Raw genomic sequence first — 23,936 nt, forward strand, 5'->3', positions numbered from 1 at the left:
AATGGACAATAAATTCAGGTTAACGCTCGCGCAATTAAACCCAACTGTGGGTGATTTAGCGGGAAATATGGCCAAGGCAATGGATGCCCATGCCCAAGCTGCGCAAAATGACGCTGATTTTGTGGTTCTGCCTGAAATGTTCATCTGTGGCTATCAGGTACAGGATTTAGCGCTGAAAGATGCCTTTGTGCTGGATTGCATGGCGCATGTGGAAAAACTGGCGCTTGCAGCGGCGGATGGGCCAAGCATTGGGATTGGCGGGCCATTGTTGGAAGATGGACAGCTTTACAATGCCTATTTTGTGCTGAAGGGGGGTAAGATTATTGCCACCATGCGCAAACACGAATTGCCCAATACCCATGTGTTTGATGAGCGGCGCATTTATGACAAGGGCCCATTGGCAGGGCCGATCAATTTGGATGGCATCCGTGTTGGACTGCCCATTTGCGAGGATGCATGGCATGCGCCTGTGTGTGAAACCATGGCCGAAAGCGGTGCGGAAATTTTGATCGTGCCCAATGGTTCACCCTATTACCGTGGCAAATTTGAGCGACGCATCAATCATATGGTGGCACGTGTGATCGAAAACGATTTGCCGCTGGTCTATTTGAACATGGTCGGCGGGCAGGACGATCAGATTTTTGACGGCGGTTCATTTGTTTTGAACCGTGGCGGGCATTTGGCGATGCAAATGCCGCTGTTTGATGAATCCATTCAACATGTTGAATTCACCCGTACCGATGACGGCGGTTGGCAAGCAAGCGAGGGCGAAAAAATCGCCCATGTCGATGAATGGGAACAAGATTATCGTGTGATGGTGCAAGGGTTGCGCGATTACATGTGTAAAACGGGATTTAAAAAGGTTCTGTTGGGCCTGTCGGGTGGGGTGGATAGTGCGATTGTAGCCACCATTGCGGTTGATGCGCTGGGCGCAGAAAACGTGCGCTGTGTGATGTTGCCATCGGAATACACATCGCAAAGCTCGCTTGATGATGCCGCCGAAATTGCGACCAATTTGGGCTGTCATTACGACACTGTGCCGATTGCGGCGGGGCGTGCGGCGATCACCGAAACATTGGCGCCATTATTTGCAGGGCTGGTTGAAGGTTTGACCGAAGAAAACATCCAATCGCGTCTGCGTGGTTTGTTGTTGATGGCGATGTCGAACAAATTTGGTGAAATGTTGCTGACCACGGGCAATAAATCAGAGGTCGCGGTGGGGTATGCCACGATTTATGGCGATATGTCGGGTGGATATAATCCGCTGAAAGATCTGTATAAAATGCGTGTGTTTGAAAGCTGTCGTTGGCGCAATGCCAATCATCGCGATTGGATGATGGGGCCATCGGGGGCTGTGATCCCCGTGGCGATTATTGATAAACCCCCAACCGCAGAATTGCGCGAAGATCAGCGCGATGATGATAGTCTACCACCCTATGAAATTCTGGATGATATTTTGGAACGTTTGGTAGATCTGGATCAATCCGTGGCCGAAATCGTCGCCGCTGGATTTGATCGCGATGTGGTAAAACGGGTGGAACATCTGGTTTACATATCAGAATATAAACGGTTCCAATCCGCACCTGGCCCGCGCTTGACTCACAAGGCATTTTGGCTTGATCGACGCTATCCCATCGTCAATCGTTGGCGCGATCAGAGTTAAGTTTCATGAACAAGTGATTCTGTGAAATTTTTGCTAAATTTACCTAGCGTCAAAAGTAATAAACAAAATGATTAACGTGGGCAACCAGTTTACCTGTCCAAAAGGACATGTCGTTTTGGCTAGATTGCCGAATTGATGCAAAATAGTGATAAAAGTTACATTAATTTAGTTCAGAATCGTTGAAATTTTTTTAATAATATTAAGTAAGAGTGCAGGAGTAGTTAGTACACAAAGTCTTGGGGGGCTTCATGAAAGATTGTTATTATACATATATCGTCACCAACCGACATCGCGGATTGTGCGCTGTTGGTGTGACAAGAGATTTGGTTAACCGTCCATTAAAACTCGGCAAAGATAACGGTCCTGCTTCTGCGTGGGACGAAAAGATGTCTCGGCTTGTTTGGTACGAAAAACACGACACATTGGATGCGGCACTGGAACGCGAAGAGCGTATCGCGAATTTGCGCCGTGACTGGGTGTTTTATCTGGTTGAACGCGAAAATCCGGCGTGGCGCGATTTGGCGCAACGTGGTGTTCGCGAAACACACACGCATTTCAACGCGGCCATTGGCGGCGGTGCACGCGCACATTAATTTTTATACCTAAGTTTATTTTAGCGAGTTCAAGCGTGTCTGTTTCAGGCACGCTTTTTTAGTTCTGGCGCGGTTGTGAAATACTCTGCCCTTCACCTTTGTGGCGCAGGAATGTAAGAGGAATGAAATCCATTACAAGGTTTCGATTCCAATGACCACCACCACACGTTTTGCACCCAGCCCGACCGGCTTTATCCATGTTGGCAATCTGCGCACTGCGCTGTTTAATTATATGATCGCAAAACAGGCGGGTGGGCAATTTATTCTGCGCCTTGATGATACGGATCCGGAACGTTCCAAACAGGAATATGCCGATGCGATCATGCAAGATTTGGAATGGCTGGGCCTGCATTGGGATCGGGTTGAAAAACAATCTGATCGTTTGGATCGCTATAACGCTGCCGCCGATGAATTGCGTGCGGCTGGGCGGTTTTACGAATGCTTTGAAACCCCCGTTGAATTGGACCTGAAGCGTAAAAAACAACTGAACATGGGCAAGCCACCGGTTTATGACCGATCCGCGCTGGCATTATCGGACGATGAACGCGATGAAATGCGTAAAACCCGTGATGGCCACTGGCGGTTTAAGCTGGACCAAGAACGCATCAACTGGTCGGATGGGATTTTGGGTGATCTGTCAATCGATGCGGCATCGGTATCCGATCCTGTGTTGATCCGCGGCGATGGACAGTTCCTTTATACGTTGGCATCCGTCTGTGACGACGTTGATTTTGGTGTCACACATGTGGTGCGCGGGTCAGATCACGTGACAAACACCGCCACCCAAATCCAAATTATAGAGGCATTGGGCGGAAACGTACCAAGTTTTGCCCATCACTCATTGCTGACAGGTCCTGCGGGCGAGGCACTGTCAAAACGTCTTGGCACATTGTCATTGCGCGATCTGCGTGCCGCGGGTGTTGAACCCATGGCACTGCTTGCGCATATGGCGCGTATTGGTTCATCTGATCCTGTGGAACCGATGACCAATATGGATGAATTGATCGCAGGTTTTGATCTGTCAAAATTTGGATCAGCACCCACAAAATACGATGTTGCGGATTTAACCCCGCTGACATCCAAAACATTGGCGATGATGCCCGTTGATGCGGTAGCGGACGATCTGAATGCCTTGGGCGTGCCAAGTGGTGACGCAGATGCGTTTTGGGCGTTGTCGCGTGAAAACATCGCCACCCGCAAAGATATCGCAAAATGGTGGGATTTGGTGAACAATGGTGCCACCCCGTTGATCGACGGCGAAGATACCGATTTTATTGCCACCGCCAAGGATTTGTTACCAGCCCAACCATGGGATGACACCAGTTGGAAATCATGGACAACCGCGGTCAAAGACGCGACAGGGCGCAAGGGTAAAACCCTGTTCATGCCACTGCGAAAGGCGCTGACAGGAATGGAACACGGGCCTGACATGTCTAAACTGATGCCGATGTTGAAAAAAACGAGATTATAATTCCATATGGCAAACGAGCAGGCGAAATTCCTTCAGGGTAGCCTGATCGGCCATATCATCACCATGTCACTGACCGCATCTGTGGGATTGCTCGCGATTTTTGCCGTGGACGTGGTGGATATGATTTTCATATCCATGCTGGGTATTTCCGAATTGGCCGCGGCGATTGGATTTGCCGGCACGATAATATTTTTCTCCAGTTCGATGAGCATCGGGTTGTCGATTGCGGCGGGTGCGCTGGTGGCCAAATCGCTGGGGCAAAATAATCCCGAACGCGCGAAAGAGGCATTTACCCACGCGCTCATGTTTGGGTTTGCCTTTACAGTGCTGGTTTCCAGTCTGATTTGGTTCAACCTTCATACCATCACGGGATGGGTAGGGGCCACGGGCAGCACCCAAGATATGGCCGTGGGGTATTTGCAAATTATCGTGCCCACCATGCCGTTTTTGATGTGTGGGATCGTGGCATCCGCCACTTTGCGAAGCCACGGTGCCGCGAAATTATCAATGGCGGCAACATTGACCGCGGGGGTGGTGAACGCGGTGCTTGACCCGATATTCATCTTTACGCTCGATATGGGGTTAAACGGCGCAGCATGGGCATCGGCGATATCGCGTGTGGCAATGACCATTGTCGCGCTTTGGCCGATTTTTCGCCGGTATGGCGGGTTTTCCAGCCTGAAATTGAAACCAGTATTCAAAGATTTTCGCCCGATTGCCAATATCGCATTCCCTGCGATGTTGGCCAATGTGGCGATGCCCGTCGGGATAGCATTCGTAACCCGCATCTCCGCGATTTATGGCGAAGAAGCGGTGGCGGGCATGGCGATTATTGCCCGCCTGACGCCGATATCATTTGCACTGATCTTTGCCATGTCGGGTGCCATTGGTCCGATCATTGGGCAAAATTTTGGGGCGCGTAATTTTGATCGCGTGGAAATGGCATATCGCCAATCGGTGATGTTGGTTGCGATTTACGTCAGCGCGATGGTGTTGTTGTTATACCTTTTGCGCGTTCACATTGCCGATGCGTTTAATGCGGTCGGGACAACGCGCGATTTGATCTATCTGTTTTGTGGGCCGCTGTCCTTGGCGTGGATATTCACGGGCATCATATTTGTATCCAACGCGGCCTATAACAACCTTGGGCATCCGTATTATGCGACATGGATCAATTGGGGGCGCAACACGTTGGGGATCGCGCCGATTGTTTATGTCACCGCAAAATTTTGGGGGGCCGAGGGCGTTTTGATCGGGCAAATGCTCGGTGGTGTGTTGGTCGCGATTGTTGCGTTTATATTGGCACGCAAAACCATCAATGATGCACGTAAATTAGACGCCGCAAAAACAGAGGGCCCCGCGATGGGGCCCAATGAGCGTAGTTTTAAGGTGATGAACCATCGTCAGTAACGATGGTTATGAATCACCGCCGACTATTGCCAAGTAATTGGTGCGGTTTTTCCTTGGGCTTTGGCTGCGCGGATTTGGCCAACCGTTTGTTTCACCGTGTTAAACCGATCCGCACCTGGTGGGTGTGTGGATAACAACGAATTAGAACCACCCGTGCGCTCAAAAGATCGCGCACCCGTAATGGCATCAAAACCTGCACGGGTTGCGATATGCGCACCAATGCGATCGGCCTGCAGCTCGAATTTCTTGGAATAGGATTGCGCGCCAATGGCGCCACCCAAATTGGCCCCATCGGTTGGATCACCGCCAAGCCCCGCCATAACCAATGCACCCAATAGCGCACCCGCATTGGCATTACTGCGTTTTTTCACCAGATGGCGTGCAATTTGATGCCCTGCTTCGTGGCCCATGATAAATGCGACCTCGTCGTCATTTTTGATCGTGCGCAACATGTTGATGTTGAATGTAATTACGGGGCGACCATCGCTGCCGACGGATTGATATGCGTTTGGCGCTTTGCGGGCATCTTGATCAACGGTGATGCGGAAATCACAGAACGTGCGGGGCATGTCACGGCTAAAGCTACGGCAAGCGGCCTCTGCCACGGGTTCAACGCGTTGTGCCACGCGTTTATATGCACTGACACCGCTTGATGCGCTACGGGTTACTTGGGGTGCCTTTGGCGCGGCGGCGGTGGGTTTTGTGGATGGTTTGGTTTCTGTGGTCGGCGTGGTTGTGGGAACACAGGCCGATAGCAGTAAAATTGTACCGATCGTTAATGCTGATTTCATAATTAATCCCTTTGGTTGTAAAAATAATAGCGCTGCACGTTTCACCGCGCAACGCTAATTTGAATTTTCACAAAGGGTGTTGTTTACGCTTTGCCCTTCCATGGAACCAAGCGGCGCTCGGCAATACGCATCAACACATCAATCAGATATCCGATCACACCAATGATAATGATACCGATGATCACAATATCGGTCAGCGAAAATTTTGATGCGGCGATAATCATTTTACCCGCACCTTTTTCCGCCGCCACCAATTCGGCAGCAACAACCGTACCCCAACAAACCCCCATCGCAACCCGCGCACCTGTGAATATTTCAGGCAAGGAGTTAGGCAAAATCACCTTGGTTAGGATTTGTTTTTTGGTGGCACCCAAACTGTATGCCGCGTGGACCTTGGCAATATTCACACCTGATACGCCAGAACGTGCGGCGATGGTCATGATCCAAAGGGCCGCCAAGAACAGCAAGCTGATCTTGCCCTGTTCGCCAATGCCAAACCAGATGATGATCAACGGGATCAACGCCAAGGGTGGCACGGGGCGCATGAATTCCACAATCGGTTCGAACCAACCGCGAAGCCATGAATTTAACCCCATCGCAAATCCAAGCGGGATGCCAAACAAACAGCCCAGCGCAAAACCAACGACAACGCGGATCAATGACCAGAATACGTTTTCCCACAGGCCAACGCCCAAGTATCCCTCTTTGTTCAGTTGTATAAAACGTTCCCAAACCTTTTCGGGTGGGGGCAGATATAATGCCTCCATCGTCATGCCGGTGGCGGGGCGTACAGACAGGCTGCCTTTGGCGGTCATGAATACATCACCGTCATCAAACGATACGGTTTCCTCGGGCGCGATCGGTTTGCCGTTAATCGCCGTGACGGTATAACCATCCTGATCGCCGCCATCATCGTTTGATTGCACCTTAACCAATTTTGCACGCCGCTCTGCCACCACCACAACATCGGTTTTGGCAAAGCTGGCACCAACAACGCTGGCGGGGTCTGGTTTGGATTTATCATCGGAATCGGCCGCGTTCACCTGAACCAAAACCGTACCCGTTGCGGATTCACCCGCCGCGTTCACAGCCGTGTATTCAAACGCGCTTTCACCAACGAATGGTTGTGGTAAAATCGGGGGGAGTAGTTTTGAACCCGTGGCAATGCCCCAGAACAAAAACAGCGTAATTACGGCGGCAACGGATGCCATGCGATTGCCCGTAACCGCACTTTCATCACCAAAGGTGACCGTTTTGAGGCTGGTGTATCCCTTGGCGCGATCGCGCCCTCTGTAATAGGCGCGTTGCACCAGATAACACAGACCACTGACCGCAAGATAAAGCGCAAAAATACCGATGATCCCAACGATCATCCAAAGCGTTACGCCCAATACATCAAGAATTTCTTTTCCCATTATGCGTTCTCCGTCCGGCCCATGATTTCTTCTTCCATGTCCCAAATCATGTTGAGGATTTCATCACGTGTGGGGCCAAACTCGGGGTGGCGTTTCACCTCTCGCAGATCAGCACCAACACCCAATTCGGCAAATGGTAATTTGTATTCTTTGTGCACACGTCCAGGGCGGGGTGCCATCACCAACAGGCGTTCGCCCAATAACAATGCTTCTTCCACGCTATGGGTGATCAGGATGATTGTTTTACCCGTTTTTTTCCAAATATCGAGCACAAGAGATTGCATCTTTTCGCGCGTCAACGCATCAAGTGCGCCCAGCGGTTCATCCATCAAAATCACGTCAGGATCATTTGCCAAACAACGGGCAAGGGCGACGCGTTGTTGCATCCCCCCCGACATTTCGTAAATCATCTTTTCGCCGAAATCTTGTAGGCCAACAATCGAAAGCAGCTCTTCCACCTTGGCATCGATTTCAACCTGTGGCGTGCCCTTCATCTTGGGGCCAAACCCGATGTTGTGGGATACGTTCATCCATTCAAACAACGCACCATGTTGAAACACCATGCCACGTTCGGGATGTGGCCCTGTGATGTTGTGACCATTCAAGGTCATTACACCCGCAGTGGGGGCCAGAAACCCAGCCAAAATGTTCAAAAATGTGGTTTTACCACAACCAGAAGGGCCAAGAACCGACATCAGTTCGCCTTCTTTAATTTCCAAATTGATGTTTTTAAGCGCTTCGACATTGCCACCGTTGGGCAATTCGAAAGTCATGGAAACATCGTCGATTACCAGACCTGTCATCGTGATTCCAATTGTTAGATATCAAAGATGCAAAGGCCAGCGCGTGGCCTTTGCGTTTTGTTTCCCAACGGGAATTACATTTTTGACGCAGCTTCCAAGTAGCTGGTGTTGATCAATGCGTTGTAATCATCCAATGCTTCGATTTTACCGCTTTCTTCCAATGTTTTGGCAGAAGACGTGAGGTATTCACCAACGAAACCACCCAACCAAGCATCTGACAATTGTTCGTCGACTGTTGGGAATGCAAACACGTCAAGAACGGCTGTTGTACCCTCAAGATCCATACCGGCCTCTTTGGAAATTGCTTCCATCATTGGGGCGCGGTCGGCTGCGTACATTGCATTCATTTTCGCAGTCACACCCAAGAATTTGGCCAGCAGTTCTGGATTTTCTTCGCCAAATGATGTTGGGATAGATGTGACATCAAACACTTTGCCAACAACGGCTTCTTTTTCGGCACCTGACATCAACACGTTGCCGTATTCTTTCATTGTGCGCAATGAACCACCCCAGCCACATACCATGGCCAGATCCGTATTTGGTTGTGAAAACGCAGCCGCAGAATCTGGTGGCGCCATGTCAACGATGTTCAAGTCTGCTTCGGCAATGCCAAAATGTTTCATCTGTGCCAAGAAACCAGAATGCGCAGCAGTACCAAGTGGTACAGCGACTTTCTTGCCTTTCAATTCGGCCACGTTTGATGCGTCGATTTCCAATTCTGAACGCACAACACAGTTGTCATTGTCGGAATAGGACACGGCGATATCAACGATTTGCAGATCTTGACCCGCAGCAGTTGCAACCAAGAACGGTGTTACACCTTGTGAAAAAGAAATTTGCACATCGCCCGATGCCATCGCGGCGGACATTGCCGTACCTGCATCAAAAGATACCCATTTGACAGGCATGCCCAATGCTTCGGAATACATTTGTTGGGCTTGTGCATATTGGTTTGGCGTTGGCCATTCCAAGAAATACCCGACGGTCAATTCGTCCAGGGCATGTGCACCACCCGTAGTCGCCATTAGCGCAACTGCCATTGCGGTCATTGTTTTTGTTAGTTTCATCTTGCGTTCTCCCTATTGATTGCAAGCTATAATTTGATCCGATTTTGGACCGTATTGTTCGCGTTTTTCACGAATCCATATCAAATGCTGCAATAATCCCCGTACCAATGCAAAGAAATTGCTATCCGATACCGTCAAATCGGCGTTGTTTCGATTTTTCCAAAACCAAGTTTAAGTTATCGCGGTGCGATTGTTAACTATTGCGCGGTCCAGCCGCCATCAATCGACAGGTTGGCACCCGTGATGCCCTTGGCCGCATCCGAACATAAATGCACAACATTTTGCGCCACATCATCAATTTCAACGAATTGTTTTGTGGGCTGTGCTGCGAGCATTACATCATTCACAACCTGCTCCTCGGTAATCCCACGCGCAGCCGCCGTATCGGGGATTTGTGCCTGAACCAATGGCGTTAAGACATATCCCGGTGACACCGCGTTGACGGTAATACCATGTTGTGCGGCCTCTAATGCGACGGTTTTGGTTAATCCAGCAATCCCATGTTTCGCCGCGACATAGGCGGATTTAAACGGCGATGCCACCAGCGAGTGCGCCGAGGCGATATTCACAATCCGCCCCCATTTGTTTTGTTTCATATGTGGCAGCACCAAGCGGATGGTGTGAAAGCTGGATGTGAGGTTAATCGCGATAATCTGATCCCATTTTTCAACGGGGAATTCATCCACGGGGGATACAAATTGGATGCCCGCGTTATTGACCAAGATATCAACGCCGCCCAATTGATCGATACAGGTTTGCACCATATCACCGATTTCATCGGGTTTGGTCATATCCGCGCCGTGGTGAATGGCATCCGTACCAGATGCTGCGCGTAATTCACCAAGCAGCGCATCAATATCACCCTGATCGCCAAACCCGTTGATCATGACCTTGCACCCCAATGACGCCAGCGCAATTGCAACGCCTCGTCCAATGCCGCTGGTTGAACCTGTGATAAGCGCGGATTTTCCTGTCAGCATGAAACGACCCTTTGTTGATCCTGATAATATTGTGATTTTGTTATCGCGACTATCTAAAGGATAGTGTGATTAATCAATCTGAAAGGTTCCGTTTATGCGTATTTTTTGCACTGTTGTTTTTTCTAGCCTTGTCGCCATGGCAGCACATGCCACAGATGTGAAAACCGATATCGGCACGGTGACGGTGACAAAAATGGTTGATGACCTTTATGCGCCTTGGGCGATTGCGTTTTTGCCAAATGGCGATCAACTGATTACTGAACGCGATGGCGATCTATATTATTTCGACGACGGGAAACGGCACAAAGTTTCGGGTGTACCCGCCGTTCATGCCCAAGGGCAGGGTGGCTTGTTGGATATCGTTGTTTCACGCAATTTTGCAAATTCGCGCGAGGTGTTTTTAACATATGCCGAGCCATCTGATGCGGGCGGTCATACTGCATTGGCGGTGGCCAAGCTGTCGCCAAATGGTGATCAGCTAACCAATTTGCGCGTATTGTTCCGCCAAAAATACACCAGCAAATCCACCCATCATTTCGGATCGCGCGTGGTCGAGGCGCAAAACGGTGATTTGTTTTTAACCATCGGTGATCGCGGCAACGGAAAATTGGCGCAGAGCATGGATCATTTTAATGGTAAGGTTGTGCGGGTATCGCGCGCGGGCGCCGCTGTTATTCACTCATACGGGCATCGCAACCCACAGGGTGCGGCGCTGGATAACGCGGGCAATTTGTGGACCGTGGAACATGGTGCAAAGGGTGGCGATGAAATTAACAAACCCGTTGCAGGTAAAAATTACGGCTGGCCGATCATTTCATATGGGCGCAATTATTCAGGCACAAAAATCGGCGAAGGCCAATCCAGGGAGGGCATGGAACAACCCGCATTGTATTGGGACCCTTCCATCGCACCATCAGGGATGATGATTTATTCGGGCAAGCTGTTCCCCAAATGGAAAGATCAGATTTTCGTGGGGTCATTGAAATTCGATATGATTTCGCGCAGCACCACATCAGGCGCCACCGCAACAGAGGTGGAGCGCCTGTTTCAAAACAAATATGAACGCATCCGCGATATTCGCGAAGCCCCCGATGGATCAATCTGGTTTTTATCCGTGGGTGATGGCGCAGCCTATCGCATCACGCCGCAATAATTAATTGTCGACGGACATTTGCGAACCACGCTCGCGATATGGCGTGGTGTTATATTGCGCACGGTAACATTTGGAAAAATGCGACGGTGATGCAAACCCACAGGCAAGTGCGACATTGATGACGGTCATGCCTGTTTGCATCAACAAATTGCGTGCCTTTTGCAGGCGCAATTCCATGTAGTATCGTTTGGGTGATCGATCCAGATATCGACGAAACAGCCGTTCCAATTGGCGTGTGGACATGCCAACATCCTTGGCAAGGATGGATGGGGAAATCGGTTCTTCGATGTTTTCCTCCATCATTTTGATCACATCTGCCAATTTGGGGTGGCGCACGCCGATACGTGTGGGAATGGACAATCGTTGCCCGTCTTTTTCGGTGCGCGGGGAATTGTAAATCAATTGATCCGAAACCCAGTTTGCTGCGTCTTGGCCGTGATCATCGGAAATGATTTTCAAAAACAAATCGATGGACGACGTGCCCCCCGCACAGCTCATGCGGTTGCCGTCGATGACATAAACGGTTTTTAATAATTCGACCTCTGGGAAATCTTCTTCGAATGAATCGTGGTTTTCCCAATGGATGGTGCACCGCCGCCCATCCAACAAACCCGCCTTGGCCAATGTGTATGACGCAGTGGAAATCCCCGCGATGGCAACACCCTTGCGCGATTCTCGGCGCAACCAGTTGATAATCGGCTTGGTCGTGTTTTGTGCGATGTTCAATCCGCCACACACCACGATCGTATCGTCGCGGTTCACCTCGTCCAGATTCATATTCAACTTCATCTCGATCCCGTTTGATCCCGCCATCATGTCACCCGTTTCCGCAGCGATGGACCACGTATAGGCATCATAACCAACCGCACGGTTGCCTTGGCGCAATGCTTCCAATGCGCAGGTAAAACAGGCTTGTGAAAATTCGCCGAGCAACAGAAAAACGAAATGGTGCGGCTTAGGATTTGAGTTCATTGATGTGCCTTGCAAGGGGTGAATTGGCTCACCATGCAAAAAAAGTGATACTTTACGCAATAAGATTTCGTAAAATTCGCGTTTTTTTCCTGTGGGTCTGGTTTTCACCTTTTGACTGGGCTATTACGCAGTTTCACAGACAATATGGAGATTACAAATGTCTACGGCTTGGAAAAAATCAGGATGGCGCAACAAACCGCGGATCCAGATGCCAGAATATACGGATGCAGCAGCGCTTGGCGCAGTTGAAAGCCGTCTGGCCTCTTATCCGCCGTTGGTATTTGCAGGCGAGGCCCGCCAGCTCCGTGCAAAGCTGGCTGCTGTTTCCCGTGGCGAAGCATTCTTGCTGCAAGGTGGCGATTGCGCCGAAAGTTTTGCAGAATTCAACGCTGACCTTATTCGCGACACTTACAAGGTAATGTTGCAAATGGCGGTTGTGCTGACATATGGCGCCAAGGTGCCAGTGGTGAAAATTGGCCGCGTTGCGGGACAGTTTGCAAAACCACGTTCGGCCGATACCGAAACCATCAACGGTGTGGAATTGCCAAGTTATCGCGGTGATATCATCAACGAATTGGATTTCACGCCAGAGGCACGGATTCCAAACCCGAATAATATGTTGACCGCATATACCCAATCGGCGGCGTCGCTAAACCTGATCCGCGCGTTCAGCCAAGGTGGTTTTGCCGATATTCATCATGTGCATGAATGGAACCAGGGGTTCGCCAAAACATCAGGGACGGGTGACAAATATCGCAAAATGGCCAACCGCATTTCCGATGCGTTGGATTTCATGAATGCAGCGGGTGTGAATGCGGATAATTCAAACGCATTGCAAACGGTGAATTTTTACACATCACACGAAGCATTGTTGCTGGAATACGAAGAAGCATTGTGCCGCGTTGATTCAACATCAGGTTTGCCTGTGGCGGGGTCTGGCCACATGATTTGGATCGGTGATCGCACACGTCAACCAGACGGTGCACATGTTGAATTCTGTTCAGGTGTGCAAAACCCGATTGGTTTGAAATGTGGTCCATCCATCACAACGGATGATCTGTTGAAATTGATCGACAAGTTGAACCCACAAAACGAAGCGGGTCGACTAACCCTGATCGCACGTTTTGGTGCGGGCAGCGTTGGTGATCATCTGCCACGCTTGGTCAAGGCGGTGCAGGCCGAAGGGCGCAACGTGGTTTGGACATGTGATCCAATGCACGGCAACACAATCAAATCATCCACGGGCTATAAAACCCGTCAGTTCGATTCAATCCTGCGTGAAGTGCGCGAATTCTTTGGCGTTCACGCGGCAGAGGGCACCGTACCAGGTGGCGTGCATTTCGAAATGACAGGCAAAGACGTCACCGAATGCACAGGTGGTGTGCGCGCCGTAACGGACGAAGATTTGTCCGATCGTTACCACACCGCATGTGATCCACGCTTGAACGCATCACAATCATTGGAATTGGCATTCTTGGTCGCCGAAGAATTGGAAGACCGCCGCACCGCGGCACGCAAGGCTGGCTAATTTAGTCGTCTTTGACCAAACGTAAATGCGAACGCCCAGCCGATTGGTTGGGCGTTTTGCGTTCGCCACCATCGCCATTGATACATTTAAATACCTGCGTTGGCGCATGTTCGAACCCAACAGATGGTTCTGCAAACCCTTGCAGAGGCGTTGCGGATTGTCCCGCCACGATCCGCGTGGTTTTTACATCGGTGATGTCAAACCGAATGGGTGCGCGTTTCAAATTGCCCTGTAATGATAAACAGCCCAGCACGCGGGTGATGGCATCATTTTTATCGTGCATCGGCAATAACAACATGCGTGCGTTAATCTGGCGATCACCTGAAATTTCACCGCTCAGGTGCAATTCCACGATTTTGGGTGCGCCCATAACATCGGCCAATTGGGCGTTGAATTGATCGCGAAATTCGGGTGCAATCACCGCATGTGCGGGCATCCCGCGCAATTCCATCCCCAACAGATCGCACATTTTTATTCCCGCCAAACGAAACCGCGTGGTGCAACTTGGGCATTGTTCCAAAATAAAGGTGTGATCCAATGCGGATTTGATTTCACGCGGATCAATATCAGATCGCGCTGGCACAATACGGCCTGCGCGCAGGTTTTCCCAGTATGTCAAAAGATCAAGTATGATTTCATCTTGCATCAAGGACCCTTGCACCAATCGTGCATTGTTAAAACTTGGAATAAATTCTGTCATTTGTTAACCATTTTATCAATACTCATTAACCATTTCTCAACAACACAGGTGCAACATTCGCTGCTTGGTTCTGTATTGTTTGCAATTATTGATTATTGGCATAAAATTGTATCAATTCAAAAGGGCGGATTTAACATATGGTTAATTCAATGACTGGCTTTGCCAGTGTCACAGGGCAACATGATCACGTCAGTTGGGCTTGGGAAATGCGATCCGTCAACAACAAGGGTTTTGATCTGCGCCAACGATTGCCAGATGGCTGCGAGCAGCTGGAAAAGGCTGTAAAATCAAAGGTTTCTGCCAAATGCGCACGCGGCACTATTTTTGTTTCGCTGAAAATAAAACAAGATGAACTGGGCGCAACACCTGTTTTGAATATGGCCGCCTTGGACGCCGTTATTGCCGCTGAAAAAATTGCCGTGAATGCGGCAAAAATGGCGGGGCTGGGCGTGCGTGAAACCGATGTTTCAACGTTATTATCCTTGCCAATGGTGCTGGGACGGCAAGTTTCAGACAGTGAAAACGATGCGGAATGGATTGGTGCGGCGGGGGCGCAGCTGGACGAATTGGTTAACAAATTCGCCGATGCACGCGCCGATGAAGGTGCGGCATTAACCAAGGCGCTACAATCACAGATTGCATCCATTGCCAAATTGACCGATGCCGCAGCAACAAGTGCCGATTTGCGCCAAGATGTGGTTAAGGCACGATTGCAATCGCAATTGGCAGCAATCTTGGATGCAAGCGATGGTTTGGATGAAACCCGCTTGGAACAAGAATTGGCGATTATCGCGGTGAAAAATGACATTACCGAAGAATTGGATCGCCTCCGCGCCCATGCGGACGCGGCCAAAGCATTGTTGAAAACCAAAGGCGCCATCGGGCGCAAGTTTGATTTTTTAATGCAAGAATTCAACCGCGAGGCAAATACCCTGTGTTCCAAATCGGGTTCCACGGAATTAACGCGCATAGGACTTGACCTGAAAACGATCATAGACCAGATGCGTGAACAAGTTCAAAACGTGGAGTAATCAGATGGCACAAACACATCGACGCGGTTTATTGGTGATCCTGTCGTCGCCATCTGGTGCGGGGAAATCGACATTGTCGCATATGTTATTGGACTGGGACCCAAATATGCGGTTTTCTGTATCCGCCACCACACGTCCACCACGCAAGGGCGAAGAGTACGGGCGCGATTATTATTTTAAAACACCCGAAGAATTTCAACAGATTGTGGATGACGGGGGCATGTTGGAACATGCCGAAGTTTTTGGAAACCGATATGGTTCCCCCAAAAAGCCAGTGGAAGAGGCGATTGCCGTTGGCAATGATGTGGTGTTCGATGTCGATTGGCAAGGTGGCCAGCAAATCCGTGCATCATCCATGAACCACGATGTGGTATCCATTTTCATCCTGCCCCCATCAATCATCGAATTGGAACGCCGATTGCAAAGCCGCGGCCAAGACAGCGCCGAAGTGGTGGCGAACCGCATGGCCAAAGCCCGCGACGAGATTAGCCATTGGGCAGAATATCAATATCTGATCGTCAATGATGATTTGGACAAGGCGTTTGAAACGCTTAAATCAATCTTGGTTGCCGAACGCACCAAACGCATTCGCCGAAACGATTTGATGGAACATGTCACCAAATTGAACGAAGAATTCGAGGCGTTGAAATGACGATTTATGCGTTGGATGGCATTATGCCAACAGTTGTTGACAAAGACGATTATTGGATTGCACCAGGCGCACATGTGATGGGCAAAGTCACCATTCATGGCGGCGTTGGAATTTGGTTTGGCGCGGTGGCACGCGGTGACAATGAAATGATCACCATTGGCGCGGGCACAAATATTCAGGAAAATTCTGTTCTGCACACCGATATGGGTTTCCCCCTGACTATCGGTGAAAATTGTACCATCGGGCACAAGGCGATTTTGCACGGCTGTACCATCGGCGACAATAGTTTGATCGGCATGGGCGCATCGGTAATGAATGGCGCAGTGATCGGCAAAAACTGTTTGATCGGTGCGGGCGCCATGGTGACAGAGGGCAAAGTGATCCCCGACGGATCACTGGTGATCGGTGCGCCGGGCAAGGTTGCGCGCGCATTGGATGCGCAAACCATACAGATGCTGACGGCATCCGCGCTCAGCTATCAGGAAAACATGCGCCGTTTTCGCGATGGCATGAAGGCGGTTGATTGATTTCAGGCCGCGTTGGTTTGAAATTGCATACGTAGCGCGCCCGATGTTTTACCCCATTCAGGGTTAATATCATTTAGCGACATCGCCGCGCGTGCCAATTCAAAATGCACCGTTGCAGACGAGAGTTCAAAATCCTGCCCCGTAATCATTGCATCCCAATGTGGCGTATCAAATGCGGTGCGGTCATCGCTGCCGGTGATCGCCCAAGTTGAATCCGCTGTGCGCACCAAAATTTCACCACCATACGGCAAACCCGTTTCAAAACACATGATCAGCAAAAGCAAGGTTTTAACCACAGATCGCGGTTGATCCGTGGTCACTTGCCAATTCACGCGCACACGTTTGTTTTCAAAATAGGCGCCAATAATCGCGGTGATTTCCTGTTGAGAGAATTTTGAACTCCCTCCAGCATCACCAAAAGCCACGCGCAAATACGACAACCGCGCATTGGCGTTTTGCGCACTTTGGTTGATCAAATCCAATTCCAAGCTGGGTTTGACGCCCGACATTTCGAGCAATTCCAAACCGTTGCGAATGGCGCCAACGGGGCTTACCATATCGTGGCAAATGCGCGAACTGATTAAGGATGAAATTCTTTCAATGTCTTTGTACATTATCGATAGCTCTGAATCATAAGGATGAAGTTGTGAATGAATTTTTAACGCCAGGCCAATTTGTGAAACACCCCGATCAGGATGATTGGGGGATAGGGCAGGTGCAATCGGTTGTTGGACATAAAATCACCGTTAATTTTGAACAAGCGGGCAAAGTCGTTATAAATGGCGCTTTAATTTCGTTGGAGTTAATCAGCCAGAATAATAGGTGAAATTTTTGACAACTTAAAGGCGATTCAGTGTCGTTGGGTGAGGTTGCATGATTTTGAGTGCAGTTTAGTGGCGAAGATACTATAGAACGCCCATGATTATTGATGAATCAAAATATTTGGTAAAAATCGCGCAAACAGAGGCCGAAATTTTTGCAGCACAGCGTTTGCGTTATCGGGTTTTTGTCACGGAAATGGGGGCAACGGTTAGCGATGAATGCCACCGTGCAAAACGCGAATACGATCGCTTTGATCCTTATTTCGACCATCTGATCTTGATTGATCGCGACATTGATGATCCGCATGAAAATGTCGTCGGGGTTTACCGTCTGTTACCCAGCGAAACCGCCGCAAAGGGTTTGGGGTTTTATGGTGCATCAGAATATGATTTTGCACCTTTTACAAACAGCACGCGCAAATCGGTTGAATTGGGGCGGTCATGTTTGGCCCAAGGGCATCGTGGCGGTTGTGCGTTGCATTTGTTATGGCAAGGATTGGGCGATTATGTTGCGCAAAATCAGGTGGAAATCCTGTTTGGTGTGGCGTCATTTGCGGGGGTAGATCCGCAAATCTATGCACAGGCATTATCGCATTTGCACCACAATCATCTGGCCCCTGAATGTATACGGCCCGTTGCGCGTGGGGACAGCGCCGTTGATATGAATATTTTGCCGCGCGATCAGGTGGATCGCCTTGCCGCCATGCGCCAAATGCCCAGTTTGATAAAATCATACCTGCGGTTGGGCGGAGTTGTGGGGGCGGGAGCCTATGTTGATGATGCGTTTAATACCATTGATGTTTGCATGATTATGGACACGCAAAAGATGCCCAAGACCCAGCGTTCGCGCTATGCAAAAGGGGCATAGCATGTTTTTGTGGCACGGCCTGCCAGAACCAGAGCTGACACGCCCAACAATGATCGGTTGGGTGTTGGTCATTTTGCGCACATCTGCGCTGGCGATAGTAATTTTTGGGCTGATGGTGCCGTTAATTATGTTGCGCATCATCGGGTTTCATCACACAGGGCAACGGATTGTGAAATGCGCCTGTCGGATCAGTCTGCGCATTTTGGGAATACGTTTGAATGTGCATGGCATCCCGATGCAACATCACGGCGGAGTGGTGGCAAATCATGCATCATGGTTGGATATTTTTTCGCTAAACGCCGCCCAGCGGGTTTATTTTGTATCCAAGGCTGATGTGTCGGGCTGGCCCGTGTTGGGCCCAATTGCGCGTAGTACGGGCACCGTGTTTATTGAACGCAAAACCACACATGCACATCGCCATAAATCGCAATTCAGCGAACGTATCGCAATGGGGCACAAGCTGTTGTTTTTTCCAGAAGGGACAAGCACCGACGGGCGGCGCGTTTTGCCATTTCGATCATCCCTGTTTGCCGCGTTTTTTGATGCGGCGCAAACGCAGGATATGTGGATACAACCCGTTTCTGTGATGTATCACGCACCTGATGGCGAACGCGCAGATTTTTATGGCTGGTGGGGTGATATGAGCTTTGGCGCGCATTTTGCCATGGTGTTATCGCAATTGCGACAGGGCGCAATCACGCTGACCTTTCAAGAGCCATTGCATTTGAACACATTCAAAAACCGCAAAGAATTGGCCAGTGTCGCCGAGGCGGCCGTGAAATCGGGTTTGGATTTTAGCCAAGGCGTTTGATAAACGCGCCCAACTGTACCGCGGCCCCATCGGGCGCATCCCAAATCTCGCTACCAAAGGCGAACCAATCAACCACCGGTGCCAGACGTTCCACTGTGTCAAGATCAAGCGATCCTTCGGCGACCACGGGAATTTCCACCATTTGTGACCACCATTCAAAGGTTTCAAACGCGACCAATTCGCCACTGCCAAGTGCGGATTGGCCAACGGGGCCAAAACAGACGTAATCGGCACCGATTTCACCCGCGGTCATGCCGGCATGTTTTGATGTGCCACAATGCGCGCCGATAATGGCATCTTGGCCCAAATCCTTGCGAATATCGCGCAGGTTACGACCACCATCGGACAGGTGCACACCATCAAGCCCAAGAGGTGTCACCAGACGGTGATGCGTGTCGATCACGCATGCGACCTCGCTTTTGTGACAGGTTTCGCGCACGGCATCGGCGGTGCGGCTGATGGTGGATTCATCATTGCTGGCCAATGCGATGCGCACACATGCAATATCAAAATCATTCAACAAACCTGCCAATTGTTTGGGGTATGTTTCCAGATCCACACTGGGCGGTGTGATCAGATAAATTTGCGGAGTGTCTTGGTCGGCCATGATAATTCTCTCACTGTTTGTGCGTGGTTTAAACGTGCCGTGCGCATTGGTCAAAGATAAACGAAAAACGCCCGCCTGATGGTGCAGACGGGCGTTTGAATGGGTTTGTTTGGATTAGCTGCGCAGAATTGAACGCCCAGCGTATTGTGCGGATGCACCCAACAATTCTTCGATACGGATCAATTGGTTGTATTTGGCGAGCCTGTCTGAACGTGCCAATGAACCTGTTTTGATTTGGCCACAATTGGTTGCAACAGCCAGATCAGCAATGGTTGCATCCTCGGTTTCACCGGAACGGTGTGACATCACGGATGTGTAGCCCGCGCGATGCGCCATTTCCACGGCTTCCAATGTTTCGGTCAATGTGCCGATTTGGTTAACCTTGACCAAAATGGAATTGGCCGCGCCACGTTCAATACCCGTGGACAGACGTTTGGAGTTGGTTACGAACAAATCGTCACCCACCAATTGGCATTTGTCGCCAACCAGATCGGTCAATGCTTCCCAGCCCAACCAATCGTCTTCGTCCATGCCATCTTCGATGCTGATGATGGGATAGTTTGCAACCAGATTTGCCAAATATTTGGCGTTTTCTTCGGAGGATAATTTTTTGCCCTCGCCTTTGAAATTGTATACGCCATCGTTGAAATATTCAGATGCAGCGCAATCCAGTGCCAAATGCACCTCGTCACCGGGTTTGTAGCCTGCTTTTTCGATGGACTGCATGATGAAATCAAGCGCATCTGTTGTGCTGTTCAAATTGGGGGCAAAGCCACCTTCGTCGCCGACACCTGTGTTGTGGCCAGCGGCGGATAATTCACCCTTGAGCGTGTGAAAAATTTCCGCACCAATCCGCACAGCGTCGCGGATATTTTCAGCGGCGACAGGCATGATCATGAATTCTTGGATATCAATTGGGTTGTCGGCATGTTCGCCACCATTGATGATGTTCATCATCGGCACGGGCAGGATACGCGCAGATGTACCACCCACGTAACGATAAAGTGGCTGTGCGGAATATTCCGCCGCCGCCTTGGCCGCCGCCAATGATACACCCAAAATCGCGTTTGCACCCAGACGAGCCTTGTTTTCTGTGCCGTCCAGTTCGATCATCGCCATGTCGATTTCGACCTGTTCCATCACGTCAGATCCAACCAAGGCCTCTGCGATTTCGCCGTTCACGGCATCCACAGCCTTGAGCACGCCTTTGCCTTTGTAACGGTTTTTGTCGCCATCACGCAGTTCCACCGCCTCGTGTGCGCCAGTGGATGCACCAGATGGTACGGCTGCACGCCCCATTGTGCCGTCTTCTAGCATCACGTCGACCTCAACAGTTGGGTTGCCGCGGCTGTCCAAGATTTCTCGGCCAATAATGTCGATAATTGTGCTCATGGGGGAAGATTCCTTTGCAGAGTTTCGTTCACGCATTCTTTAGCGTGTGAAATGCCGTTAGGGAAGGTTTAAGAGCGTTTTTCACGCCAGATCAGCACCAAACCCGACATGATGATACCAAACGATCCCAGATAGGTTTGCCAATCGGGGCGTTCGCCAAAAAACACGATCCCAAAGAATAACGCGAACAACAGGCGAGAATATCGAAATGGGGCCACATCGGATAGGGGGGCGATACGCATGGATTGGGTGATTGCAACATACCCAAGTGCCGAAAAGCATAAGATGATCGCAGCGTGCCCCAACGCAGTAAAGGGGGGCAATATTTCGGTGCCCATGATCAAACTGACGACGATGCCAGCGGGGATTAGAACCAGATAACCATAAACTGACAATTGCATGGTGGAGATGCTGTTTTTCACTGGGCGGGTTGCCAGATCACGCACCGATAATCCAAACATGCCCAGCAACGCCAACAAGGCATATGGGTTGAATGCATCCATCCCCGGGCGAATGATCAACATGACACAGAAAAATCCGATAACAATCGCAAGCCACCGCCGCCAGCCCACGGATTCATTGAAAAACAACACCGCGCCCAATGTGACCACCAGTGGGGTGGCCTGTTGAATAGCTGATACGGTGGAAATCGGGATGTACGCGATGGATGTGATAATCCCAACAGAACCAAAGGATTCGCCAATGCTGCGCACCACTACGGCGCGATCAAAAAAGTTGCTTGAAAATGGCGCTTGGCCTTTGGCGATGCAGATGATTGAAAACAGGATCGTGCCACCAATGCCGAGTGCAAGAACGATTTGCCCTGATGTCATCGCGCCCGATGATGCTTTGATCAATGCATCTGCGGCTGCAAAGCCGAGCATTGAAAAGGTCATCAACAAAATACCCTGGCGGGTATCAGAGATCATGTTTTATCCGATTTTTTGATCGGCACGCCATAAAGTTCCAGACGGTGCCCGCGCAATTCATAGCCAAGTTTTTGTGCGATCTTTTCTTGTAATGCTTCGATGTCAGGATCGACGAATTCGATCACTTCGCCTGAATGCATATCGATCAGATGATCGTGGTGATCGCGAGTGGCGTCTTCGTAACGTGCGCGCCCATCGCCAAATTCGTGGCGTTCCAGAATGCCGGCTTCTTCGAATAATTTGACGGTGCGATAAACGGTGGCAATTGAAATGGCGCCATCAATCGCAACTGCGCGGTTGAACAATTCATCGACATCGGGATGGTCGCGCGCGTCTTCGAGTACGCGTGCAATGATGCGGCGCTGTTCGGTCATGCGCAGGCCAGATGCCTCGCAGCGTTGGATGATGGTGTCAGCCATGTGAATGCTCGTCTATTTATTCGTGCCAGCCTAACAATGCAGAGCGTGGGGTTAAACCAAAAATTGTTGTGCGTGTTACAGCAAGTCTGGTTCACGGCCCAATTTGTTTGCCAATGGCGCAATGGTCAGGCCCTGGATGATGATCGAGAAAATCACCACAACATATGTCGCGGTCAGGATCGCAGGTTTCCATTCGCTGTCGGGCAATGACAGCGCCAGTGCAACCGAAATACCACCCTTTAACCCACCCCATGTCATGATCGGGATCACATCGGATGGGAATGTGCGAAATGGTTTGAGCATGATGATCGGCACAGCCACGGCCATCAGGCGTGCAAACAGTGCCAGTGCAATTATGATCACACCGCTTAACATTGCATCCATGCTGAATGCGACTGCGAACACCTCTATCCCGATTAACAGGAACAAGATTGCGTTGAGGATTTCATCAACCAATTCCCAGAACCCATCCAGATAGCGGCGCGTTTGTTCTGTCATGCCGTATTTCACGCCAACATCACCAATGAACAGACCCGCAACAACGGCCATAATTGGCCCTGACATGTGCAGATAAACCGCCAGTTGATAGCCACCAAAGGCAAGACCAAGCGACAATAGAACCTCTAGCGCGTAATCGTCGATGCGGCGCATCACTTGGAACACGAGATAGCCCAGCACCGCGCCCAAAATGGCACCACCAAGGGCCTCTTGTACAAATAATTTTGCGGCACCTTCCAAGCCTTCGCCATGCGCATCACCTGTGGGAAATGCGATGCCAACCAGCACCAAAAACACAACATAGCCAACGCCATCGTTAAACAAGCTTTCGCCCGCGATTTTTGTTTCCAGCTCTTTGCGAAGGTTTGCTTCGCGTAATACACCCAAAACCGCCACAGGGTCGGTTGGAGAAATCAATGCGCCAAACACCAGTGCAATCAGGATCGGTGCACCCATGAGCCAGCTGAACCCGTAACCAACGATGACGGTGGAAATACCAATGCCGATGGTCGCCATCAGTGCCACAACCCAGCCCTGTTGACGCAGATCGCCCATTTTCACATGCAGCGCACCCGCAAAAAGCAATAACCCAAGCATGCCCTCTAACAAGGCCTCGGAAAATTCGATTTCATTGACCACGATGCGAATTTCGTTGGTCATGCCAAGCGCAGGGAATGCCAGATCCAGCCCCATCACCACAAGTGATGCCAGCAATGCAACGACCAAAATACCAATGGATGAAGGCAGGCGCAGGAAAAGATAATTTATCGCACCAAACGCCCCTGCCAATACGATTAACAAAGAAGCGACTTGTAAAATGGTCATGAAATGCATC

General features: G+C 50.2%; 25 protein-coding genes. 12 read left to right on the top strand and 13 right to left on the bottom strand.

From position 1 onward, the window contains the following. The first annotated feature begins 1 nt into the window (after position 1). The 4 genes from IE094_RS04225 (at position 2) to IE094_RS04240 (ending at position 5,137) form a co-directional block, all read left to right on the top strand. Positions 2 to 1,663: an NAD+ synthase gene (locus IE094_RS04225; protein WP_189639283.1), complete on the top strand. Its 1,662-nt coding sequence runs from the start codon at positions 2 to 4 to the stop codon at positions 1,661 to 1,663. Between the two features lie 248 nt (positions 1,664 to 1,911). Continuing rightward, complete coding sequence (locus tag IE094_RS04230; RefSeq protein ID WP_099591720.1) at positions 1,912 to 2,256, top strand: GIY-YIG nuclease family protein; 345 nt, start codon at positions 1,912 to 1,914, stop codon at positions 2,254 to 2,256. 151 nt (positions 2,257 to 2,407) lie between these two features. Further along, the gene (gene gltX / locus IE094_RS04235; protein ID WP_189639284.1) at positions 2,408 to 3,727 is read left to right on the top strand and encodes a glutamate--tRNA ligase; all 1,320 of its coding nucleotides are present in this window, start codon (positions 2,408 to 2,410) and stop codon (positions 3,725 to 3,727) included. A 6-nt stretch (positions 3,728 to 3,733) separates the two neighbouring features. Further along, positions 3,734 to 5,137 carry an MATE family efflux transporter gene (locus IE094_RS04240; RefSeq protein ID WP_189639285.1) on the top strand — a complete coding sequence of 468 codons (1,404 nt, stop codon included), beginning with the start codon at positions 3,734 to 3,736 and terminating at the stop codon, positions 5,135 to 5,137. Positions 5,138 to 5,160: 23 nt separating this feature from the next. On the opposite strand, the gene IE094_RS04245 is transcribed toward IE094_RS04240, so the two are convergent. The 5 genes from IE094_RS04245 to IE094_RS04265 all read right to left on the bottom strand — a co-directional run bounded on the left by IE094_RS04245 (position 5,161) and on the right by IE094_RS04265 (position 10,193). Continuing rightward, a complete protein-coding gene (locus IE094_RS04245; protein WP_189639286.1) occupies positions 5,161 to 5,928 on the bottom strand; it encodes a M48 family metalloprotease in 768 nt (255 codons plus the stop codon). 83 nt (positions 5,929 to 6,011) lie between these two features. Then, positions 6,012 to 7,343, bottom strand: a complete 1,332-nt coding sequence (locus tag IE094_RS04250) for an ABC transporter permease (protein WP_189639287.1) — start codon at positions 7,341 to 7,343, stop codon at positions 6,012 to 6,014. Then, the gene (locus tag IE094_RS04255) at positions 7,343 to 8,146 is read right to left on the bottom strand and encodes a taurine ABC transporter ATP-binding protein (RefSeq protein WP_189639288.1); all 804 of its coding nucleotides are present in this window, start codon (positions 8,144 to 8,146) and stop codon (positions 7,343 to 7,345) included. Before IE094_RS04255 ends, IE094_RS04250 begins: the two co-directional genes overlap by 1 nt. A gap of 74 nt (positions 8,147 to 8,220) precedes the next feature. Continuing rightward, positions 8,221 to 9,213, bottom strand: a complete 993-nt coding sequence (locus tag IE094_RS04260; RefSeq protein ID WP_189639289.1) for a taurine ABC transporter substrate-binding protein — start codon at positions 9,211 to 9,213, stop codon at positions 8,221 to 8,223. Positions 9,214 to 9,410: 197 nt separating this feature from the next. After that, positions 9,411 to 10,193: a 3-hydroxybutyrate dehydrogenase gene (locus IE094_RS04265; RefSeq protein WP_189639290.1), complete on the bottom strand. Its 783-nt coding sequence runs from the start codon at positions 10,191 to 10,193 to the stop codon at positions 9,411 to 9,413. 94 nt (positions 10,194 to 10,287) lie between these two features. Between IE094_RS04265 and IE094_RS04270 the strand changes: the two genes are divergently transcribed. Next, positions 10,288 to 11,346, top strand: a complete 1,059-nt coding sequence (locus IE094_RS04270; RefSeq protein ID WP_189639291.1) for a PQQ-dependent sugar dehydrogenase — start codon at positions 10,288 to 10,290, stop codon at positions 11,344 to 11,346. On the opposite strand, the gene IE094_RS04275 is transcribed toward IE094_RS04270, so the two are convergent. Further along, positions 11,347 to 12,318, bottom strand: coding sequence for a GlxA family transcriptional regulator (locus IE094_RS04275; RefSeq protein ID WP_189639292.1), 972 nt, complete (start codon positions 12,316 to 12,318; stop codon positions 11,347 to 11,349). Positions 12,319 to 12,475: 157 nt separating this feature from the next. Between IE094_RS04275 and IE094_RS04280 the strand changes: the two genes are divergently transcribed. Continuing rightward, positions 12,476 to 13,846, top strand: coding sequence for a class II 3-deoxy-7-phosphoheptulonate synthase (locus tag IE094_RS04280; protein WP_189639293.1), 1,371 nt, complete (start codon positions 12,476 to 12,478; stop codon positions 13,844 to 13,846). Between the two features lies 1 nt (position 13,847). Here IE094_RS04280 and IE094_RS04285 read toward each other — a convergent pair whose 3' ends face one another. Further along, positions 13,848 to 14,546, bottom strand: a complete 699-nt coding sequence (locus IE094_RS04285; RefSeq protein ID WP_189639294.1) for a PAS domain-containing protein — start codon at positions 14,544 to 14,546, stop codon at positions 13,848 to 13,850. Between the two features lie 137 nt (positions 14,547 to 14,683). Between IE094_RS04285 and IE094_RS04290 the strand changes: the two genes are divergently transcribed. From IE094_RS04290 to IE094_RS04300, 3 genes are read left to right on the top strand one after another with little or no spacing between them, the layout of a single operon-like run. Next, positions 14,684 to 15,577, top strand: a complete 894-nt coding sequence (locus IE094_RS04290) for a YicC/YloC family endoribonuclease (protein WP_229802028.1) — start codon at positions 14,684 to 14,686, stop codon at positions 15,575 to 15,577. Positions 15,578 to 15,581: 4 nt separating this feature from the next. Next, the gene (gene gmk, locus IE094_RS04295; protein WP_189639295.1) at positions 15,582 to 16,229 is read left to right on the top strand and encodes a guanylate kinase; all 648 of its coding nucleotides are present in this window, start codon (positions 15,582 to 15,584) and stop codon (positions 16,227 to 16,229) included. Next, positions 16,226 to 16,756 (top strand): gamma carbonic anhydrase family protein, encoded by a 531-nt coding sequence (locus IE094_RS04300; protein ID WP_189639296.1) that lies wholly within the window; start codon positions 16,226 to 16,228, stop codon positions 16,754 to 16,756. The genes gmk and IE094_RS04300 overlap by 4 nt, the downstream gene beginning before the upstream one ends. A 2-nt stretch (positions 16,757 to 16,758) precedes the next feature. Here the strand turns inward: IE094_RS04300 and IE094_RS04305 are convergent, their stop codons facing one another. Continuing rightward, entirely contained in the window at positions 16,759 to 17,313 is a 555-nt protein-coding gene (locus IE094_RS04305; protein WP_189639297.1) for a histidine phosphotransferase family protein, read from the bottom strand. An 89-nt stretch (positions 17,314 to 17,402) separates the two neighbouring features. Between IE094_RS04305 and IE094_RS04310 the strand changes: the two genes are divergently transcribed. The 3 genes from IE094_RS04310 (at position 17,403) to olsA (ending at position 19,256) form a co-directional block, all read left to right on the top strand. Beyond that, positions 17,403 to 17,582, top strand: a complete 180-nt coding sequence (locus tag IE094_RS04310; protein WP_229802030.1) for a DUF3553 domain-containing protein — start codon at positions 17,403 to 17,405, stop codon at positions 17,580 to 17,582. A gap of 92 nt (positions 17,583 to 17,674) precedes the next feature. Next, positions 17,675 to 18,445 carry a GNAT family N-acetyltransferase gene (locus IE094_RS04315; RefSeq protein WP_189639299.1) on the top strand — a complete coding sequence of 257 codons (771 nt, stop codon included), beginning with the start codon at positions 17,675 to 17,677 and terminating at the stop codon, positions 18,443 to 18,445. A 1-nt stretch (position 18,446) separates the two neighbouring features. Then, positions 18,447 to 19,256, top strand: coding sequence for a lyso-ornithine lipid O-acyltransferase (gene olsA, locus IE094_RS04320; protein WP_189639300.1), 810 nt, complete (start codon positions 18,447 to 18,449; stop codon positions 19,254 to 19,256). On the opposite strand, the gene IE094_RS04325 is transcribed toward olsA, so the two are convergent. The 5 genes from IE094_RS04325 to IE094_RS04345 form a co-directional block, all read right to left on the bottom strand. After that, positions 19,240 to 19,863, bottom strand: a complete 624-nt coding sequence (locus tag IE094_RS04325; protein ID WP_189639301.1) for a thiamine phosphate synthase — start codon at positions 19,861 to 19,863, stop codon at positions 19,240 to 19,242. The two genes, olsA and IE094_RS04325, sit on opposite strands and share 17 nt — an antisense overlap. 114 nt (positions 19,864 to 19,977) lie before the next feature. Next, complete coding sequence (gene eno / locus IE094_RS04330) at positions 19,978 to 21,255, bottom strand: phosphopyruvate hydratase (protein WP_189639302.1); 1,278 nt, start codon at positions 21,253 to 21,255, stop codon at positions 19,978 to 19,980. A 68-nt stretch (positions 21,256 to 21,323) separates the two neighbouring features. Continuing rightward, on the bottom strand, positions 21,324 to 22,184 hold the full coding sequence (locus IE094_RS04335) for a DMT family transporter (RefSeq protein WP_189639303.1): 861 nt from the start codon (positions 22,182 to 22,184) through the stop codon (positions 21,324 to 21,326). Further along, positions 22,181 to 22,603, bottom strand: a complete 423-nt coding sequence (locus IE094_RS04340; protein WP_189639304.1) for a Fur family transcriptional regulator — start codon at positions 22,601 to 22,603, stop codon at positions 22,181 to 22,183. Before IE094_RS04340 ends, IE094_RS04335 begins: the two co-directional genes overlap by 4 nt. Before the next feature lie 75 nt (positions 22,604 to 22,678). After that, positions 22,679 to 23,926: a cation:proton antiporter gene (locus IE094_RS04345; protein ID WP_189639305.1), complete on the bottom strand. Its 1,248-nt coding sequence runs from the start codon at positions 23,924 to 23,926 to the stop codon at positions 22,679 to 22,681. Positions 23,927 to 23,936: the final 10 nt, after the last annotated feature.

It is taken from the genome of Paramylibacter ulvae, assembly GCF_014652655.1.
Taxonomy (GTDB): domain Bacteria; phylum Pseudomonadota; class Alphaproteobacteria; order Rhodobacterales; family Rhodobacteraceae; genus Amylibacter; species Amylibacter ulvae.

What these genes read in the sequence shown, in the direction of transcription:
- IE094_RS04315 (WP_189639299.1), top strand. Translation starts at nt 17,675, where the DNA reads ATGATTATTGATGAATCAAAATATTTGGTAAAAATCGCGCAAACAGAG.
- IE094_RS04300 (WP_189639296.1), top strand. Translation starts at nt 16,226, where the DNA reads ATGACGATTTATGCGTTGGATGGCATTATGCCAACAGTTGTTGACAAA.
- eno (WP_189639302.1), bottom strand. Translation starts at nt 21,255, where the DNA reads ATGAGCACAATTATCGACATTATTGGCCGAGAAATCTTGGACAGCCGC.
- IE094_RS04335 (WP_189639303.1), bottom strand. Translation starts at nt 22,184, where the DNA reads ATGATCTCTGATACCCGCCAGGGTATTTTGTTGATGACCTTTTCAATG.
- IE094_RS04250 (WP_189639287.1), bottom strand. Translation starts at nt 7,343, where the DNA reads ATGGGAAAAGAAATTCTTGATGTATTGGGCGTAACGCTTTGGATGATC.
- IE094_RS04255 (WP_189639288.1), bottom strand. Translation starts at nt 8,146, where the DNA reads ATGACAGGTCTGGTAATCGACGATGTTTCCATGACTTTCGAATTGCCC.
- IE094_RS04225 (WP_189639283.1), top strand. Translation starts at nt 2, where the DNA reads ATGGACAATAAATTCAGGTTAACGCTCGCGCAATTAAACCCAACTGTG.
- IE094_RS04270 (WP_189639291.1), top strand. Translation starts at nt 10,288, where the DNA reads ATGCGTATTTTTTGCACTGTTGTTTTTTCTAGCCTTGTCGCCATGGCA.
- IE094_RS04230 (WP_099591720.1), top strand. Translation starts at nt 1,912, where the DNA reads ATGAAAGATTGTTATTATACATATATCGTCACCAACCGACATCGCGGA.
- IE094_RS04305 (WP_189639297.1), bottom strand. Translation starts at nt 17,313, where the DNA reads ATGGTAAGCCCCGTTGGCGCCATTCGCAACGGTTTGGAATTGCTCGAA.
- IE094_RS04245 (WP_189639286.1), bottom strand. Translation starts at nt 5,928, where the DNA reads ATGAAATCAGCATTAACGATCGGTACAATTTTACTGCTATCGGCCTGT.
- olsA (WP_189639300.1), top strand. Translation starts at nt 18,447, where the DNA reads ATGTTTTTGTGGCACGGCCTGCCAGAACCAGAGCTGACACGCCCAACA.
- IE094_RS04275 (WP_189639292.1), bottom strand. Translation starts at nt 12,318, where the DNA reads ATGAACTCAAATCCTAAGCCGCACCATTTCGTTTTTCTGTTGCTCGGC.
- IE094_RS04265 (WP_189639290.1), bottom strand. Translation starts at nt 10,193, where the DNA reads ATGCTGACAGGAAAATCCGCGCTTATCACAGGTTCAACCAGCGGCATT.
- IE094_RS04345 (WP_189639305.1), bottom strand. Translation starts at nt 23,926, where the DNA reads ATGACCATTTTACAAGTCGCTTCTTTGTTAATCGTATTGGCAGGGGCG.
- IE094_RS04340 (WP_189639304.1), bottom strand. Translation starts at nt 22,603, where the DNA reads ATGGCTGACACCATCATCCAACGCTGCGAGGCATCTGGCCTGCGCATG.
- IE094_RS04260 (WP_189639289.1), bottom strand. Translation starts at nt 9,213, where the DNA reads ATGAAACTAACAAAAACAATGACCGCAATGGCAGTTGCGCTAATGGCG.
- IE094_RS04240 (WP_189639285.1), top strand. Translation starts at nt 3,734, where the DNA reads ATGGCAAACGAGCAGGCGAAATTCCTTCAGGGTAGCCTGATCGGCCAT.
- IE094_RS04325 (WP_189639301.1), bottom strand. Translation starts at nt 19,863, where the DNA reads ATGGCCGACCAAGACACTCCGCAAATTTATCTGATCACACCGCCCAGT.
- IE094_RS04290 (WP_229802028.1), top strand. Translation starts at nt 14,684, where the DNA reads ATGGTTAATTCAATGACTGGCTTTGCCAGTGTCACAGGGCAACATGAT.
- IE094_RS04285 (WP_189639294.1), bottom strand. Translation starts at nt 14,546, where the DNA reads ATGACAGAATTTATTCCAAGTTTTAACAATGCACGATTGGTGCAAGGG.
- gltX (WP_189639284.1), top strand. Translation starts at nt 2,408, where the DNA reads ATGACCACCACCACACGTTTTGCACCCAGCCCGACCGGCTTTATCCAT.
- IE094_RS04280 (WP_189639293.1), top strand. Translation starts at nt 12,476, where the DNA reads ATGTCTACGGCTTGGAAAAAATCAGGATGGCGCAACAAACCGCGGATC.
- gmk (WP_189639295.1), top strand. Translation starts at nt 15,582, where the DNA reads ATGGCACAAACACATCGACGCGGTTTATTGGTGATCCTGTCGTCGCCA.